The organism is Halopenitus sp. POP-27, assembly GCF_029889855.1.
GTDB lineage: Archaea > Halobacteriota > Halobacteria > Halobacteriales > Haloferacaceae > Halopenitus > Halopenitus malekzadehii.
The window spans coordinates 1-16,938 of sequence record NZ_JARANU010000009.1 but is presented as its reverse complement, the minus strand read 5'-3'; the positions used below and the strand labels follow the sequence as shown (position 1 = coordinate 16,938).

20 protein-coding genes are annotated in these 16,938 nt (G+C 65.6%); 11 read left to right on the top strand and 9 right to left on the bottom strand.

The window, feature by feature from the left end:
* Positions 1-16 precede the first annotated feature (16 nt).
* The 5 genes from dapB to OQF70_RS07015 form a co-directional block, all read right to left on the bottom strand.
* Positions 17-835 carry a 4-hydroxy-tetrahydrodipicolinate reductase gene (dapB, locus tag OQF70_RS07035; protein ID WP_280536677.1) on the bottom strand — a complete coding sequence of 273 codons (819 nt, stop codon included), beginning with the start codon at positions 833-835 and terminating at the stop codon, positions 17-19.
* Positions 832-1,767 carry a 4-hydroxy-tetrahydrodipicolinate synthase gene (gene dapA, locus OQF70_RS07030; RefSeq protein WP_280536676.1) on the bottom strand — a complete coding sequence of 312 codons (936 nt, stop codon included), beginning with the start codon at positions 1,765-1,767 and terminating at the stop codon, positions 832-834. The genes dapB and dapA overlap by 4 nt, the downstream gene beginning before the upstream one ends.
* A gap of 139 nt (positions 1,768-1,906) precedes the next feature.
* Positions 1,907-2,035, bottom strand: a complete 129-nt coding sequence (locus OQF70_RS07025; RefSeq protein ID WP_280536675.1) for a hypothetical protein — start codon at positions 2,033-2,035, stop codon at positions 1,907-1,909.
* A 222-nt stretch (positions 2,036-2,257) separates the two neighbouring features.
* Positions 2,258-2,563 carry a hypothetical protein gene (locus tag OQF70_RS07020; protein WP_280536674.1) on the bottom strand — a complete coding sequence of 102 codons (306 nt, stop codon included), beginning with the start codon at positions 2,561-2,563 and terminating at the stop codon, positions 2,258-2,260.
* 149 nt (positions 2,564-2,712) lie between these two features.
* A complete protein-coding gene (locus tag OQF70_RS07015; RefSeq protein WP_280536673.1) occupies positions 2,713-3,111 on the bottom strand; it encodes a hypothetical protein in 399 nt (132 codons plus the stop codon).
* Positions 3,112-3,414: 303 nt separating this feature from the next.
* Here OQF70_RS07015 and nadA point away from each other — a divergent pair, with 303 nt between their 5' ends.
* From nadA to nadC, 3 genes are read left to right on the top strand one after another with little or no spacing between them, the layout of a single operon-like run.
* Positions 3,415-4,548 (top strand): quinolinate synthase NadA, encoded by a 1,134-nt coding sequence (nadA, locus tag OQF70_RS07010; protein ID WP_280536672.1) that lies wholly within the window; start codon positions 3,415-3,417, stop codon positions 4,546-4,548.
* Between the two features lie 5 nt (positions 4,549-4,553).
* Positions 4,554-6,122: an FAD-dependent oxidoreductase gene (locus OQF70_RS07005; RefSeq protein ID WP_280536671.1), complete on the top strand. Its 1,569-nt coding sequence runs from the start codon at positions 4,554-4,556 to the stop codon at positions 6,120-6,122.
* Entirely contained in the window at positions 6,112-6,960 is an 849-nt protein-coding gene (gene nadC / locus OQF70_RS07000) for a carboxylating nicotinate-nucleotide diphosphorylase (RefSeq protein WP_280536670.1), read from the top strand. The genes OQF70_RS07005 and nadC overlap by 11 nt, the downstream gene beginning before the upstream one ends.
* Before the next feature lie 49 nt (positions 6,961-7,009).
* Here nadC and OQF70_RS06995 read toward each other — a convergent pair whose 3' ends face one another.
* The gene (locus tag OQF70_RS06995; protein ID WP_280536669.1) at positions 7,010-7,936 is read right to left on the bottom strand and encodes a DUF6293 family protein; all 927 of its coding nucleotides are present in this window, start codon (positions 7,934-7,936) and stop codon (positions 7,010-7,012) included.
* A gap of 288 nt (positions 7,937-8,224) precedes the next feature.
* Between OQF70_RS06995 and OQF70_RS06990 the strand changes: the two genes are divergently transcribed.
* Positions 8,225-8,686 carry a pyridoxamine 5'-phosphate oxidase family protein gene (locus OQF70_RS06990; RefSeq protein ID WP_280536668.1) on the top strand — a complete coding sequence of 154 codons (462 nt, stop codon included), beginning with the start codon at positions 8,225-8,227 and terminating at the stop codon, positions 8,684-8,686.
* Between the two features lie 59 nt (positions 8,687-8,745).
* On the opposite strand, the gene OQF70_RS06985 is transcribed toward OQF70_RS06990, so the two are convergent.
* Positions 8,746-10,059: a transposase gene (locus OQF70_RS06985; RefSeq protein WP_280536667.1), complete on the bottom strand. Its 1,314-nt coding sequence runs from the start codon at positions 10,057-10,059 to the stop codon at positions 8,746-8,748.
* Between the two features lie 463 nt (positions 10,060-10,522).
* Here OQF70_RS06985 and OQF70_RS06980 point away from each other — a divergent pair, with 463 nt between their 5' ends.
* Positions 10,523-11,020 carry an NYN domain-containing protein gene (locus OQF70_RS06980; protein ID WP_280536666.1) on the top strand — a complete coding sequence of 166 codons (498 nt, stop codon included), beginning with the start codon at positions 10,523-10,525 and terminating at the stop codon, positions 11,018-11,020.
* Between the two features lie 22 nt (positions 11,021-11,042).
* Positions 11,043-11,228, top strand: coding sequence for a hypothetical protein (locus tag OQF70_RS06975; protein ID WP_092813882.1), 186 nt, complete (start codon positions 11,043-11,045; stop codon positions 11,226-11,228).
* Positions 11,229-11,309: 81 nt separating this feature from the next.
* On the opposite strand, the gene OQF70_RS06970 is transcribed toward OQF70_RS06975, so the two are convergent.
* The gene (locus OQF70_RS06970) at positions 11,310-12,728 is read right to left on the bottom strand and encodes an MFS transporter (RefSeq protein WP_280536665.1); all 1,419 of its coding nucleotides are present in this window, start codon (positions 12,726-12,728) and stop codon (positions 11,310-11,312) included.
* 446 nt (positions 12,729-13,174) lie between these two features.
* On the opposite strand from OQF70_RS06970, the gene OQF70_RS06965 reads away from it, so the two are divergent.
* Positions 13,175-13,510 carry a cupredoxin domain-containing protein gene (locus OQF70_RS06965; RefSeq protein WP_280536664.1) on the top strand — a complete coding sequence of 112 codons (336 nt, stop codon included), beginning with the start codon at positions 13,175-13,177 and terminating at the stop codon, positions 13,508-13,510.
* 175 nt (positions 13,511-13,685) lie between these two features.
* On the top strand, positions 13,686-14,192 hold the full coding sequence (locus OQF70_RS06960; RefSeq protein ID WP_280536663.1) for a PUA domain-containing protein: 507 nt from the start codon (positions 13,686-13,688) through the stop codon (positions 14,190-14,192).
* 56 nt (positions 14,193-14,248) lie between these two features.
* Here the strand turns inward: OQF70_RS06960 and OQF70_RS06955 are convergent, their stop codons facing one another.
* A complete protein-coding gene (locus tag OQF70_RS06955) occupies positions 14,249-14,884 on the bottom strand; it encodes a hypothetical protein (protein WP_280536661.1) in 636 nt (211 codons plus the stop codon).
* 150 nt (positions 14,885-15,034) lie between these two features.
* Here OQF70_RS06955 and OQF70_RS06950 point away from each other — a divergent pair, with 150 nt between their 5' ends.
* From OQF70_RS06950 to OQF70_RS06940, 3 genes are all read left to right on the top strand, one after another.
* Positions 15,035-15,394 carry a response regulator gene (locus OQF70_RS06950; RefSeq protein WP_280536660.1) on the top strand — a complete coding sequence of 120 codons (360 nt, stop codon included), beginning with the start codon at positions 15,035-15,037 and terminating at the stop codon, positions 15,392-15,394.
* 238 nt (positions 15,395-15,632) lie between these two features.
* Positions 15,633-16,163 (top strand): hypothetical protein, encoded by a 531-nt coding sequence (locus tag OQF70_RS06945; RefSeq protein WP_280536659.1) that lies wholly within the window; start codon positions 15,633-15,635, stop codon positions 16,161-16,163.
* 110 nt (positions 16,164-16,273) lie between these two features.
* A partial coding sequence (locus tag OQF70_RS06940; protein ID WP_280536658.1) for a hypothetical protein occupies positions 16,274-16,938 on the top strand: 665 nt, incomplete at its 3' end.

Here is a 16,938-nt window from a genome sequence, read left to right as displayed (position 1 = left end):
GGGAGCGGTCGCGATCTCACGCATCGTCGATCACGTCGCCGAAGTCGTACCAGCCGGCCTCCCGGTCGGCCAGCCAGACGGCCGCGTCGAGCGCGCCCGCGGCGAACACGCCACGATCGCCGGCCCGATGGGTGAGCTCGAGGACCTCGTGGTTGCCCGCGAGCAGCACCTCGTGCTCGCCGGTGACGTCGCCGGCCCGCCGAGCGTGCACGCCGATCTCGCCCGGCTGGCGGGGCGCGTCGCCCTCGCGCCCGTGGACGCGGCCGTTCCGCGAGAGGTCCTCGCGGACGTTCTCGAGATCCTCGAGGAGCGTGTTCGCGGTGCCCGAGGGCGCATCCCGCTTGCCGTTGTGGTGCGTTTCGGTCACCTCAACGTCGTAGTCGGGAACCGCCGCGGCCGCCTCTCGGACCGCACGGCGCAACGCGGCGATCCCCCGCGAGAAGTTGGCCGCCTTGAGCACCGGCACCGACGCGGCGGCGTCCTCGAGGGCGGCGAGCTGCGCGTCCGAGAACCCGGTGGTGCCGGTCACCAGCGGGACGCCGGCGTCGGCACAGGCCTCCGCGTACGCGGCCGCCGACTCGGGACCGGTGAAGTCGACGACGACGTCGGGATCGACCGCGTCGAGCCGCTCGGCGAACTCGTCTGCGGGGTCGACCGCGACGCCCGAGACGGGCTCCGTCTCCGAGCGGTTGACCGCCAGCGCGACCGCCAGGTCCCCGCGATCGACGGCCGCCGCGATCACCTCGGTGCCCATCCGGCCGCCGGCACCGGTCACGGCGATGCGGAGGTTCGGATCCGCGTCGGCGATTTCGTCCGTTTCGGCGTCCTCGCTCATCGCGACGTCTCCTCGGTTGCGAACGGACCGATCTCACCGGGTGCGGCCGTCTCGTACTCCGCGAGCAGGTCGGCGAGCGACTCGCGGTGCTCCACGGAGAGACGGGTGAGCGGCGACCGGACGTCGGGTCGACCGCGGTCGCGGATCGACATCGCCTCCTTGACCGGGATGGGGTTCGTCTCGACGAAGAGCTCCCGGCACAGCGGCGAGAGCTCGTGGTGGATGGCGCGGGCACGCTCGTAATCGCCCGCGAGCGCGGCGCCGACCATCGCGCAGGTGCGCTCGGGCTCGACGTTGGCGACGACGCTGATGGTTCCCGTGCCGCCGACCGACAGGATGGGGAGGGTGAGCCCGTCGTCGCCCGAGAGGACGGCGAACTCCTCGTCCGCGGTCCGCTCGATGACCTCGCTTATCAGGCCGAGATCGCCCGAAGCGGCCTTGTAGCCGACGACGTTCTCGTGTTCGGCGAGGCGGGCGGTGACGTCGACCGGGATCGACCGACCCGTTCGGGAGGGAACGTTGTAGACGATCTGCGGGAGGTCGACTGCGTCCGCGATCGCGGTGTAGTGCTCGTAGAACCCCTCGGGCTCGGGCTTGTTGTAGTACGGCGAGATGAGCAGCAGGCCGTCCGCGTCGGCGGCGGCCGCGCGCTCGGACAGCGAGAGCGCCTCCGCCGTGTTGTTCGAGCCGGTCCCCGCGATCACGGGGACGTCGTCGACGGCCGCGGAGACGGTCTCGATCACCTCGACGTGCTCGTCGTGGGTGAGCGTGGCCGACTCGCCGGTCGAGCCGACGGGCACCAGCCCGTCGACGCCGGCGGCCTCCAGATACCGCGCGTTGGCGGCCAGCTGGTCGTGGTCGATCTCGTTGTGCTCGTCGAAGGGGGTCGTCATCGCGGGCATCACGCCCTCGAAAGGTGTCGTGGTTGTCATCGGTGGATCGTGGGTGTGTGGTGGTATCGCGTGGTGTCGCGTGGTATCGCGTGGTGTCGCGTGGTGTCGCGTGGTGTCGCGTGGTGTGGCCGTGTGGTGATCGTGTGGTGGTGTCGCGTGGCGTCCGGTTGGTCCGTAGTCAGCCGACGTCGATTCGGTCGACGCCGACCGCGATCGCCGTCGTCCGGTCGAACACGAACGCGTCGCTGGGTACTGGATCGGGGACCGCCCGGGACGGGGTCGCCACTCCCGCCGGTGGGCGTCTCACACGCGTTTTTTCGAGAAGAGCCGCGTCGCTTGCGGCGACGGCGAGGCCGGGTCGGACGCGGACATCGTCACGGTCCACGGTGGGTGCTTCGGTTTCTTATACGTTGCGGCTTTCGGCTCGTTCTGAGCCGTGATGGCCGCCGATCCCGGATAACGGAGGGGTGGTATGGATGACGGGGGACGGTGCCGAGACCACGGAGATTCGAGGCGGATGCTCGTTTTCTCAGTCGGTGACCGCTAACAGATCCTCGAGATCATCCCGGAGGTGCTCCTCCGAGACCCACGTGACGTCACGTTCCGTCGCGATCCGGGCGAGTTCCCACGGGGAAACGCCCGAGATCTCCGCAGCTCCGATAACGGACACCTCGCCTGCTTCCAGGCGCTTGAGCGCGTGTTCGCGACGCCATTCGTCGATCCCCTTGGACAGCAACGTTCGGATCCCGGTGTGCCGATCGAGTCGCTCGGCCTCGAGATACGACTCGAGTTGGTCCGCCAACTCGTCCGGAATGTGGACCGAGATCCTTCCCATACGTCTCCATTTTTGCGTCCGAATACAAAGCAGTTCGGCCGAGAGGACTTCAAACATCCACGTTTCGAGGACGTTCAGAGGCTTCGAGGTCACCGGCACGCATCGACGCTTCGGACGCAACTCACCTTGCGATCGGTTTCCCAGTCAAGTCACCGCTCCTCGCCCTGGCGACCACGAACCGCCGCGATCGCGACCAGGACACAGCACGCGCCGATCGCGCGGACGGCGGACACGAACCCGTCGGACCACTCGATGTCGTCGGGGCGGTCGTAGGCGATCGCGGCGCCGACGTCGAGGTACTGCCGAGGGACTGCCAGGACGATCGCGCCGATCACGCCGACGAGTGAGGCCAGAACGCGGTACGGTCGTCCCCCGAGAAGCGCGACGCCGAGATACGCGACACCCTCCGCGCGGACGACGGATTCGATCCAGGGTTTCGGCGTCGCGTCGCCGGCGGACTCGAAGGCGATCGACTCATAGACCGTGATCGTGTCGTCGGGTCGGGCCGCCAGGACGGCGCCGAGCAACCCGATGAGAATTCGAAACATACGGTAGCATTGAACGTTTATCTATATAAATGAGCACCCGCCCGTCGACGCTGCCGACCGCCCGTGAAGCCGGTCGATCGGATCGGTCCGTCTTCGACGTCGCTCCAGGTTCGATGATCGATCCCTCATCGACCTCGGCCTAGCTGTTTCGAACCTGTATATTCGTTCAGTAATGCATATTCGTGTATAATTTGGTTGTATATGCCATCACGAACGATCTCGATCGCTTCGATCCGACTATTGAAGATAAAATCTTATCAATACGGTAGTTCGTCGGTTAGATCACGAGACGAGACAAGAACGATGCCCGAAATGAAATCGGTTTCCCTCGAAACGGATCTCAGCCTCTTCAAATACGACGATCTCGAGCGGCTTCCGCCGCGATATCGGGATCTGAACGAGGCGGAGCGAACGGAACGGATCGAGACGGCACGCTCGGCGCTCGGCGATGACGTGGTCATCCTGGGACACAACTATCAGCGCCGGGAGATCGTCGAGCACGCCGACTTCGTCGGCGACTCCTACGGCCTGAGCGAGCGCGCCGCGGCCGCGGACGCCGAGTACGTCGTCTTCTGTGGGGTCACGTTCATGGCCGAGTCCGCGGACGTCATCACCGACGACGACCAAACCGTGATCCTCCCGAGCATGGAGGCGTCCTGTCCGATGGCTGGGATGGCCGAGGCGCTGCAGGTCGACGACGCCTGGGAGACGTTGACCGCGGCGGCCCCGGGCGCGGAGATCGTCCCGATCACCTATATGAACAGCTACGCCGATCTGAAGGCCTTCTGTGCCGAACAGGGCGGGCTGGTCTGTACCTCCTCGAACGCCCACGAGGCCTTCGAGTACGCCCTCGATCGGGGTGACACCGTCCTGTTTCTCCCCGACAAGCACCTCGGGGAGAACACGGCCCACCGGCTCGGGATGGCCGACGCGGTCGTCGAGTGGGACCCCTGGGATCCCGACGGCGCCGACGCCGACGCGGTCGCTGACGCGGAGATCGTGCTCTGGGACGGGTACTGTCAGGTCCACGAGCGCTTCACCGCGGACCACGTCGCGGACGTCCGCGAGCGCCACCCCGACGCGAACGTCATCGTTCACCCCGAGTGTCGCCGCGAGGTCGTCGCGGCGGCGGACGTCGTCGGCTCCACCGCGACGATCCGCGAGACGGTCGCGGATGCCGATCCCGGCGAGACCTGGGCGATCGGCACCGAGATCCACCTCGCCAACCACCTGGCGCGCTGGTATCCCGAGGTGAACGTGGTACCGCTGTGTGGGGACGCCTGTATGGACTGCAACGCGATGCGGCAGGTCGACCCGAACTACCTGACGTGGGTGCTCGAGGGGCTCCTCGAGGACGAGCCGCGGAACGTGATCGAGGTTCCCGACCGCGAGGCCGAGCTCGCGTCGCTGGCGATCGAGCGGATGTTGGAGCTCTGATCCCGATGGCCGACCGAACCGACGCACCCATCGATGGGGAAACGACCGACCTGCTCGTGGTTGGCAGCGGGATCGCGGGCTGTGCGGCAGCGCTGGCCGGCGCGCGAGCGGGCGCGAACGTCACCCTCGCCACCGAAGCGAGCCGGCCGGCGGACGCGACGAGCTACTGGGCCCAGGGCGGGATCGCGGTCACCCGGGACGACCCGGAAGCCCTGAAGCGTGACGTGATCGACGCCAGCGACGGCACGGCCGACCCGGCTGCGGTGGACGTCCTCGTCTCGGGGGCCGACGCGGCCGTTCAGGACGTCCTGATCGACACGCTCGGCGTCGCCTTCGACGAGGGGTACGGCCGCGAGGCCGCCCACGACGAGGCGCGGATCCGCCACGTCGACGCCGCCACGGGGCGACACGTACTGGTTCCGTTCCTCGAACACCTCCGCGGACTGTCGGCCGTCGAGATCCTGGAGGACACCGCGGCCCTCGAACTGTGTACCCACGAGGGGCGCGTCCACGGTGCCCTGCTCGAGCGTGACGGCGAGGTGACCCCGTGGTTCGCCGGCGCGACGGTCCTCGCGACCGGCGGGATCGGCGCCTGCTACCCGCGCTCGACGAACCCCCGGACCGCGACCGGCGACGGGATCGCGATGGCCGCGCTGGCCGGCGCCGACGTCGCCGATATGGAGTACGTGCAGTTCCACCCGACCGCCTTCGCGGGCGAGGGAACGGACGAGCGTGCGACCGGGAACGAACCCGACGGATCCGGGTCGACGCCGGACCGCGGGACGTTCCTCCTGAGCGAGGCGATCCGCGGGGAGGGAGCGGTGCTGCGCGACGCGACCGGCGAGCGGTTCATGCCCGAGTACCACCCGGACGCCGAGCTCGCGCCTCGTGACGTGGTCGCGCGGGCCGTCGCGGCCGAGCGTGAGCGCACGGGGGAGGTCGTCCTCGACGTGACGCCGATCGACTTCGCAGGCGAGTTTCCGGCCCTCGCGTCCGAATGTGCCGATCGCGGGGTTTCCCTCGAGGACGGGATCCCGGTCGCACCCGCCGAGCACTTCCTCTGTGGCGGGATCGACGTCGACCTCGAGGGGCGAACGTCGCTCGACCGGCTCTACGCGGTCGGCGAGTGTGCCCGGACCGGCGTCCACGGGGCCAACCGGCTGGCGTCGACGAGCCTCCTCGAGGGACTCGTGTGGGGGCTGCGCGCCGGCGAGACGGCGGCGGACGCGGGCGTCGAGGCCGGTCCCGAGCCGATCGAGCCGCCCGAGCTTCTCGATCGCGACCCGGCCCTTCCGGACCGGTTCGCCGCGGAGAAGTTCCATCGGCTCCGCCGGGTGATGGACGAGGAGCTCGGAATCGTCCGCGATCCGGCCGGGATCGAACGGGCACAGGCGACGATCCGTCGGCTCAAGGGTGAGGTCGACGCCTACACGCGAACCCGGACGAGCCGGGCACTCTACGAACTCCGCGGGGCCTGCGTGTCCGCGCTGTTGATCGCACGGGCCGCAGCCGCAAACGAGGAGTCCCGCGGCTGCCACCAGCTCACGGAGGGGGCCCCCGTCGATGCCGATTGAGCGCTCCGCGGTCGAGCGATGGCTGCGCGAGGACGTGGGCCACCACGACGTCACGAACGACGTCCCGGGCGAGACGTCGGGGCGACTCGTCGCGACGGAGCCGGGCGTGGTCGCGGGAACCGAGGCCGCGGTCGCCGTCTTCGAGTACCTCGGCGTCACGGTCACCGACTGCCTCGATGCCGGGGCGCCGGTCGAGCCCGGCGACGTCGCGATGTCGGTTGCCGGTCCCACCGAGGACGTTCTCCGCGGCGAGCGCGTCGCAGCCAACCTGGTCGGGCACGCCTCCGGGGTCGCGACGCGCACCCGGCGGGCGGTCGAGACGGCTCGCGGAGTCTCGGAGACCGTCCGGATCGCGGGCACGCGCAAGACGACGCCGGGGCTACGCGGTCTCGAAAAGCGGGCGATCGCGGCCGGCGGCGGCGACACCCACCGGCTCGATCTCTCGCACATGGCGATGGTGAAGGACAACCACATCGCCGAACTCGGCCTGGAGCGAGCGGTCGAACGCGTTCGTGACCGGAGCTCCTTCGCGACGCGGATCGAGGTCGAGGCCGAGGACGTGGAGACCGCTCGGGCGGCCGCGCTGGCCGGCGCCGACGTCGTCCTGCTCGACAACCTCCTGCCCGAGACCGTCGAGCGTGCGGTGTCCGTCCTGGGTGATCTGGCGAGTGACGGGTCGGTCGAGGTTCCGAGCGACCGCGTGCTGACGGAGGCCAGCGGCGGGATCACGATCGACGATCTCGAGGCGTACGCCGCCACCGGCGTCGACGTCGTCTCGATGGGGTCGTTGACCCACAGCGCGTCGGCGCTGGATTACTCGTTCCGGACGGGGGAGTGAGGCTGGTCGACGATCGACGGGGACACTGACCGCAGTCGCGTCCGTCTGATCACTTCGTCGTCGACCGACCGTCCGTCTCGGACTCGTCGGCGTGTGAGCGGACCCAGAGCTCGCCGATGCGCGAGAGGCGGGTTCGGTAGGACTTGCCGTGTTCCTCGCGTTCGATGTAGCCCTTGCCGCCGGGGCCGAGTTGGTCGACGTTGTAGATGACCTTCGAGCGGAAGGAGTCGGTGTACTCCTCGCCGAGCTCGCGGGCCAGCGTCCCGGCGAGTTCGGAGACGGACTCGAAGACGCCGTGTTCGCCGAGGGTGAAGAGGATCAGCTCCTCGAAGGGCTTGACGTTCGAGAAGGAGGCAACCGGGAGCTCGATGATGTGGTCCTCGCCGAACTGCTTGGCGCCGATCGTCGTGCCGCGCTCGTCGAACTCCGCGAGGAGGTCACGCGCCTCTTCGAGGTGGTCCGCGAGGTCCTCCCGGTCGGCGTCCGCGAGATCGCCGGCGAGGACGTCCTCGAGGCGGTCACACTGGGTGCGCAGCGTCTCGGCCAGCTCGGTCTCGAGGTACTTCTCCGGGACGGTGTAGTAGGTGTGGATGCGATCGCGGTCGCCCTCCCGCTCGACCATGATCGAGTGGGCCGCGGTCGCGAAGGCGAACGAGACCGTCCGCGGCATCGCGGAGACGTTCACCCACACCTCGCTGCCGGCGTCGAGCTCGTCGTTGATCAGCCCGTAGGCCTGCTCGAAGGCGGCGTCGTAGTCGTAGACGTCCTCGACGACGAACCGCTCGGTGTCGGCGCCGAGCAGGTTGCGGAAGTCCTTCTCCAGCTTCTCGGCGAGCCGGCGGGAGTACTCGACGTTGGCCTCGCTGCCCACGGCGCCCTCGAGCAACACCACGTGGTCGACGTCGAGTTGGTCCCGCACGAGCGGGGCGATCAGCCGGTCGTAATCGAAGCCGACCGGGACGATGTGGGTCTGCATACGTTATCCTACGGCGGGTCGTTTATAAACGATTTCTCACGACGATCGTCAGGGTGCCACCGAACGAGTCGCATACCGCTCCTTCGCTCCCAGGAACCGCCCAAGACGGGCGAGCAACGTAACGCGGGAAACGACAAACGACCGACTAACTGATGAGACACCCGTGCAAGATGTAGCAGTTGTAGTCAGCTACCTCTCCCCGTTTTTTCGAGTTGTTTGGAAGTTCGACGTCATTCGATAGGTGGGTACACCTATATAACGATCAGAGAGTAAATAAAAGTCGTTCTCATGGAACACGTCGAATACGCGTACACGACCGGTATGGACGACGCAGAGGTCGAAGAGCGACTCCAGACCGCTGAGACTGGCGTCCTCGCGCTCTCGGATACTGGCGAGGCGTATGCGATTCCACTCGCGCACTACTACGACGGAAACGGTCTGTATTTCCGCCTCGGCGTGACCGAGGGAAGCACGAAACAAGCGTTCCGAGAGACGACCGAGACGGCATGTTACGTCCTGTATGGAGCCGAGCCGACTGACGATCCACGCGGACTGGATTCCTGGAGTATAATCGTCAGGGGGCAGCTCCACGAACTGCCAGAAACCGAACACGAGCGGTTCGATACCGCCGAGATCAATCGCCATTTCTCACCCATCCGTGTCTTCGATGAAGCCATTGAGGACACTGAGATCTCCATCGTCAAACTCGAAATCGATACGATAACCGGTCGCCACACACCGGCACATTGACATCCTCCTGCGCCTGAAGACGCGGGAATCCCACGGTACCGCACCGCTGAGTTGGGATATTAGGGTTTGCAGTCTACCACTTGATCCTGCGGTTGGAATCCGCTGGACAAGTCATACAGGTAGACTCCAGGCTGTGCCAACCAGCCGGTACTCCTATCTTCGTCCGAACTGGCCGAAGACTCGGAGTTACTTGTGTTTATGTCGAGACGGATGTTCTCCGCCCCATTCACGTCTGCATTGAACGCTGCGTCACACTCCTCACACACATACAACCCGCGTTCAACGCGTTGGGTCTCGTCTTCTCTCCCACACACGCAACACGTCTTACTCGTGTCGCGCTCAGATACTTCCACGACTTCGATCCCCTCTACTTTTGCTTTGTACTCAAGGATCGACGTAAACCGGTTGAACGCCCACCCGTGGAGATCGAGATTCCCGTGACGCCCCCAGTTCGTTGCGTCACCGTTCTTGTCGTCGCGGACACCTTCGAGATCTCCGACGGTGATACGTCCGACGCTCTTCTCGACACACCGCTCAACGATGTGTTTCGCGAGACTATGGAAGACGTGCGTGCGCCGCTCTGACCATGTGTGGTGAAGCTGAGTGGCCCGATCGCCGCCCGAATCATCACACTTGGCAATCTCTTTCGGGAAGTAGTACCCATCTTGCTTCAGACGATTGCCGGGGTATAGGTCGGCTTCCTCGGTGCTGTACGCGACCGCGGCAAAGTTACAGATGCCAAGATCGACACCAGCTGTTTCCTCGCCGGGTGCGTCGGGCGTTTCCACCTCTTCGATGCAGACGAGGTGGAGTTCCCACCGACCCTTCTGTCGATTGTAGACGGCACGAACCTGCTGGAGGTTCTCGACGGTGACGCCGGGGCGGGTCTCGTACTCGACAAGGATGTACTCCCACGCTTTGGGGTGTTCCTTGTGATTGGCACCTTTTGAGAGTCGAACACGGTTGTTTGTGGTGTCGTGTTTGATGCCGTTTTGCTTCCACGTCACCGTACTGCGCGGGTGTTCTTCGTGGACACGGCGACCCTGCGAGTCGTAGTAGTTTTGTTTGCGGTAGCCCGGCGGATTGTCCCGATCGTCATCAGACTCGTACCACGAGGTGAAGGCTTCAGCGAGTTCCTCCAGAACGCGCTGACTGGACTGTGAGTGGAGTCCCTTGTAGTTGGTATGTGACTTCAACTCGTCTTTGAGTCTGCCGTGGTCGGGTATCTTACCCGTGTCATCCCACACGCTGCGGGCGTAGTAATTCGCGACGTTCCAGAGTTTACTGGCCGACCACCCATGCCGGTCGAGCGACTCCGCCACCTGTGAGTGGTTGCGGATTGTCGCCCGGTGGGTTCTGTGGACGTCCAACATCTGAAACGCTGTATAATATCTTACATTTATATCTCTTGTAAAAGCACGGGTTTAGAGGGTAGAATATCCGGGCCAGCAATAGATGGTGGACTGTGACGTGTAGTGTTGGATTCATCCTGCGTTGACGAGACGCTTCGCGTCTCGTTCGCACATCGAAACGCGGAGCGTTCCGAGGACGCCTGAAGGCGCAGGTATTCTCCTCGACTCTCTATAATCGGGGAGATGGGTCTCAACGCGGCCGATCTCTCCGTGCCGTCCACGTTGTGTACGGCGTTCGACCGGATCAGGATGAGCGTCTGTCGATCATCTCGGTGTCCGAGGCTGTGGAACACGCCGTCGCTGGTTTTCCCGATCAGCCCGTCGTCGTGAAACCGGGACGACGTCGTCGACGTAGTGCCGCCCGGCAAGTCGAGCGTGGTCGCGCAGTGGGAAACCCCTTAAGAGCGGGCGCGGAAGCGAGCCTATGACCGAGATCCACCCGGGCCAACGCGTCGCGGTGTTGACGGATTCACAGAATCTCTACCACAGCGCGCAGAGCCGGTACTCGCGAAACATCGACTATTCGGCCCTCCTCGAAAAGGCCGTCCAGGACCGCGAACTCGTGCGGGCGATTGCCTACGTGATCCGGGCGGAGTCGCCCGAGGAGGAGCGCTTCTTCGAGGCGCTGCGGGACATCGGCTTCGAGACGAAGATCAAGGACATCAAGACGTTCCCGGACGGGAGCAAGAAGGCCGACTGGGACCTCGGAATGAGCCTCGACGCGGTGACGCTTGCCAGCCACGTCGACGTCGTCGTCTTGTGCACCGGCGACGGCGACTTCGCGCGGCTCTGTTCACACCTCCGACACGAGGGCGTGCGCGTGGAGGCGATGGGGTTCGGCTCCTCGACGGCCGACGAGCTGGTCGACGCCGCCGACACGTTCGTGGATCTCGGCGAGCGCGAGGACACGTTCCTCCTTTAAACTGGGGGCACGAACGGGGAGTATGAGCATCGATCGGCCACCGGCGGCGATCGCCGAGGCGCTCGCGATGCCGTTCATCCTCGGGATGGCACTCGGGTTGACGATCGGCCGGTTTCTCGGCGGACTCCACATCGGCGTGCCGCTCGGGCTGGCGCTCGTCGCGGTCTTCGCCGTACTCCGGCGGGGATTGATCGCGCTCGCACGGTGACGGGCACACTCACGGATGGAGATCGCGTCACGGATGTAGATCGCATCACGGACGTAGATCGCATCACGGACGCAGATCGCGTCACGGACGCAGATCGCCGCGGCGAAGTAGGGTCGCGATCGCACAGCCGACGAGCGCGACGGCGGCCAGCACGAGGAAGACGGCCGCGTCCGCGGTCGCGTAGGTGAGGACGACGCCGACGATCGTCGCGCCGAGCGCGCCGATCCCGAAGGTCCCGAGGTAGGTAAATCCGAACGAGAGGCCGCGTGACTCGGGCGGGGAATAGGCCGCGACGGTCGCCTGGCTGAACGGCTGGATGCCGAACAGCACGAACCCGAGGACGGCGCTGATCGCGAGCAGTGGACCGATGCCGGCCCCCGCAAGCGGGACGAACGCGACCGCGACTGCCGCGAGAAGGAACAGGACGATCGCGAGCCCACGCTCGGGATCGATCCGGTCGAGGAGGCGCCCGCTCGTGTACTGGCCGGCGATCCCGATCGTCAACAGCCCCACGTAGACGTATCGCGAGACGTCGAACTCCTCGGCGAGCGGGCTGTCGGGGGCAAAGAGGCCGAGCCGGACGTCGCCCACCGCGGCCAGGAGGAACTCGCGCAACAGCTCCGGAAGGAAGGTCACCATTCCGCGGTAGACGAGCCCGTTGCACAACACCACGAGGAAGACGAGCGCGAATCCGGTGGTGAACACCCGACGGCTTCCCGCGAGGAAGTCGCGAAGCGACCGGATGTCCGTGTCCGGGTTCGTGTCCGTGTCCGGTTCCGTCCCCGCATCCGGGTTCGTGTTCGTGTCCCCGCCCGTGGATCCGCCGTCGGCCTCGGCGGCGGTGGCGTCGGTTCCCGTGTCTGCGTCCGCTCCCGTGGCCGCGTCGGTCCCCGTGTTCGTCCCCGCACCCGTGTCCGCATTAGCTCCCGCGTCGATCCCCGCGGTCTCGTCGAAGTCGGCGGAGAGCCCGATGACGCCGGCGACGATCGAGATCGCGCCGAGGGCAGCGGCGACGACCCGCCAGTCGACGACGAGCAGCAGCACCGCCGCGGCCAGCGGGCCAAAGGCGATACCGACGTTGCCCGCCATTCCGTGGTAGCCGAAGGCCGCGCCGCGTCGATCCGGGTCGACGCCGTTGCTGATGAGCGCGAGCCCGGCCGGGTGATAGACGCTGGCGGCGATCCCCCAGCCCGCAAGCGCCAGCGCGATCCCCACGAGTCCCGGCGCGAGGGCGAGGGCGAAAAAGGCCGCGCCCATCCCGAACAGGCAGCCGACGATCAGACGCTTCGAGCCGAACACGTCCGCGAGCAGCCCACCGGGAAGCGCGCCCACGCCGAAGAGCCCGTAGCCCACCGTGACGACTCCGCCGAGGACGGCGGCCGTGACCGAGAACTCCGCCAGCCAGACCGTCATCAGGATCGGGATCGACAGCTCGTAGACGTGGACGAGCCCGTGGCCGGCCATCGTGAACGCCGTGATCGAACGGTCGTTCGCGTTCACGGTTCGGAGCCCGCGAGGTGATGGGTGCGGGTACGCCGATCGTGTGTTGAGTGTGAGCAGGTGAACATCGGCGGCGATCGATACCGAGAGGGACCGGTACCCCAAAGAACCCACCGGATCCGGATGCGTTGGATGGTAGATCGCGTTCGCGAGGCCGGTTTCCGATCGAGGCACGGTGAGGAGAGACACGGTCGGGGGTACCGTATCGACGGTACGCATTTCTGCATCGCATACTCTTATCAAGCGGATTAGGACGCTGTATCCCCGCGCTTCAGCGACCTAATCCGCTTGATGACAGACCGTGCAAACAGAATCTTTTTGATCGTGTGTGTTGAACGTTAACATCTATGAATCGTCGTCAGTTTCTCGGTGTAACGGTCGCCACGACTCCCCTTGTTTCGGGATGTACTGGTGGGGATAGCAATGGTGGGAGCGGTAGTACTCACGTGGTTGAGACCACCACGGTGACGATGAAGAACTCGCAGTACAGTCCGCGAAACATCACCGTTGACGCGGGATCGACCGTCACGTGGACGAACGAGGACAGCAGCGAGCACACGGTGACGAACGCCTCCGACGACTGGAAAAAGGACGTCGAGGTCGGCGGGGACGAGTCGACCTCCCACACGTTCACGCAGTCGGGCGTCTACGACGTGTACTGCCGATACCACGGCTCCGCAGACTCCCTCAGCGGGATGAGTATGAAGATCGCCGTCGGAAACACCTCCATCAATGACCCGCTCGGCGGTAGTGGTGGTGGAGGCGGGAGCGGCGGATATTAGCGACGATGATCCCTCAGTTTCCCCTTCCTTGTGGGCCGCGACGACCGGCCCATCAGTTGGGGAAACGCCCGACGATCGGTTGATACCGGTCGCTGGGTCCGAAATTCGTACTCGGCCTCGGGTCCTTCGTACTCGGCCTCGGGTCCTTTATACGTCGCGGCGGCCAGGCTGGCGTATGAGCGACACGACGACGCTGTCCGACCTGCGGGTGGTCGCGGACTACCAGTTCGGCGCGGGCGCCGGCGCGGCGCTGTTTCCACCCGGGGAGCCCCACTCGATCCGGCGGTCAAGCGGCGGCCGCCCGCGTCAGGTGCTTGCCGGCGACGTCGACGCCTCCGGGGGTGACGCGGGCGAGCGACTCGTCTCCTACGGGACCGACGGGCGGTTCACCCTCGGTATCGCCGGCGGGCGGCGGCTTCTGGCGTCCCTCGATCCGCCGGCCTACCGCGTCGTCGTCGGCGCCGAGAGCGAGCCCTTCGTCCGGGACGGGAAGAACGCGTTCGCAAAGTTCGTGCAGTCGGTCGACGACGCGGCTCGTCCGGGCGACGAGGTGCTCGTGGTCGACCCCGACGACGATCTGTTGGCGGTCGGCCGTGCGGAGCTTGCCGCCGCGGAGCTGCGGACGTTCGACACCGGGATGGGCGTGAAGGTGCGTGGCGGCGTCGGTGCGGCGGCCGACTGATCGACGCGCGAGCCGTCGACCCAGCCACACGCCAGCCCCTGGCCGGAACACGCACGCTACGTCGATCGGAGTTCCGGCGGCGGGCCCGCATCGCCCAGCCGGATCCGGTCGTCACGAAGCGTCTGGACGGTCGCCGAGATCGCGACGATCGCGACGGTGACGGCCGCGATCTGGAGGTTGCCGATCTCGCCGAACACGCCGACGTCGAGCCACGCCAGCCCGATCAGGAGCGCGTTCGCGACGCTGAGCCCGAGGTAGAACTGCCCCCAGGGGATATCCCGCGGGTCGACGACCTCGAGATGGATGTCGGCGTTTCGGACCGCGTCCCGCAGCGCCACCGTCCCGCGGTCCTCGTCGTACGCCACCAGCCCGCGGTCGTCCATCGACGAGAGATGGCCCTGGTACAGCGAGATGTAGACGCGCTTGCGCTCCTGGGCGGTGAGCGCCTCGACGGGCTTGTCGTTCTCCCAGGCCGCCACCTGCTCGGCGAGATCGCGGACGTCCACACGCTCGTCGACCTGTTTGAGGTAGTGGATCGCATATCGGCGGCGCTTGTTCGAGAGAACGTCGTAGACGTCGTCCTGGGTGAGTCGATCGTCGCCCTGGCCGCCACCCGGAAGCGACGGTCCGACCCGGGACCGGATCGACGACCGGAGCGTGGTGAGAATCGACGACGGCGATGGGAGGTCCATAGCAGCGACGGTAGTCGTATAACCCGAACGAGTTCCTGTAAGTGTTCCCATCCGTTCGGACGAGTGACGTTTCGGTCCTACAGACGGATCACGGTCCGAGAATGGTTGGATTTTTAATCATTCACTAACAGGATCCGGTGACTCCCCGGAATGGTCGACGTCCTCCTCGTGGAAGATACTGATATGCAGCGTGCCCTCCTGTATGGGTTTCTCATCCCCGAACACACGGTCGTGGGGGTCGCAACGACCGGCGATGAGGCGATCCGCGAGGCGGACCGCACCGCCCCCGACGTGGTCGTGATGGACATCGACCTCCCCGGCACCGACGGGATCGAGGCCACCCGGGCGATCAAACGCGCCAGTCCCGACGTCGCGGTCGTGATGAGCACCGCGATGGTGTCCGACGAGTCCCGCGAGCGCGCCGCCGGCGCCGGCGCGGACGCGTACCTTATGAAACCCTTCAGCAAGAAGGACCTCCTCGACACGATCACCGAGGCGTGTTCACGTTGATCGCGGTGTGATATACCACGTCATCACACCACGTCACACGCCAACACACCGAACTCCTCTCCCCCACGAATTCGGCGTATTAGGGCACCCTAACCGCCCGATCCCGGATCGTTAGGGAGGCATAACCCCCGAGTAGGCCGGGCTTACAAAGAGGGTAGGGGTATATGTATGCAATAGAGACGCCGGCCGGGGGAACCGATGCCCACCGCGCCGACGCGTACACGAGGAGACAACAACTATGGCACGACCCAAAGGAAAGCTGCTTGCGCTGGTACTGGTCTTCGGAGCGATCACCGTCGTTACGGCCACGGGCGCGTTCACCACGGTGGAAGCGGAGCGGACCGCCGAAGTGAACGTCTCCGGTGACGCGAACGCGTTGCTTGGTCTGACGGAGTATAACGACAGTAACGGTAACACGCCGTACGCAAGGACGACCGACGATGGACAGATCGTGATGGTTCTTGGTGAGAATATGAGCACCGGGGAAGGTGCAAGCGGTATCAACGCGAACGCGAATACCACGATCCAGAACGCGATAAACGTCACAAATCAAGGTAACCAGGACGTTAGTGTTACCCTGAATGTGGAAGATTCAAGCGGAAATTCCGTCTCCGGAATAAATATGGTCTGGTCGGACGGTAGCACTGGATCTCAAACCCTCACTCCGGGGGATACTGAAACGTTCGGGATCGAGATTAACCTCCTCGGAGCTGCATCCGAAGGTGATTTGAACGGTCTCACGATCGTGATCAACGCGACGGCAAGCTAGATCATATACAATAGATCACAACGCCATCTTTGGATAGCACCAAATTCTGTCGTTGCGGTTTCATACCGAAGTAATCCGATAACCATCGAACCACCAGCCACCACGCCACGATGAACACCCGCACCATCACCGCTGCCCTCGCCGTCGTGCTCGCGATCGGCGCGGTAGTGGCGACCGGAGCGGTGCTGGGGACGGCCGGGTCGCCGACGGAGACCCTTTTCAACGGCGAGCCGGACGTGGAGTTCGGCGCCACGAACGGGACGAACGGGAACTACGTGCTGAGCGACGACGACGGCGAGCTCCGGATCGACCTCACGGATCCGGGCGTGAACGCGGAGTCGTACACGACCGTCGACCGGATCTTCTACCTGCACAACCAGGACACCCAGGACGTCCTCGTGTGGGTGACCCACGACGGCGGCGGGACGGTCTCGATGACGTCCGCGGAGGGCGGCGGTTCGATCGAGGGCGAGGAGAACGCGATCGAACTCACGCCGGGCGAGCGCGTGGTCGTGGACGTCGGCCTGGATAGTCGGGGGATCGACGAGGGCGATCAGCTTCTCACGAGCGTGACGATCCATACCGGCTACGAGCTCGAGGACGATATCGAGGACGGCAACGAGACCGACGACAACGAAACTGACGACGGTCCTGGCACGCCCGCACCTGGAGACGGTGAGGACGATGAAGACGGCGTCGGCGGTGGTGGCGGTGGTGGCGGCAGTGGCGGAGTCGGCGGCGTGCCGGACGAGGACCCCACCGAGGCCGCACCAGA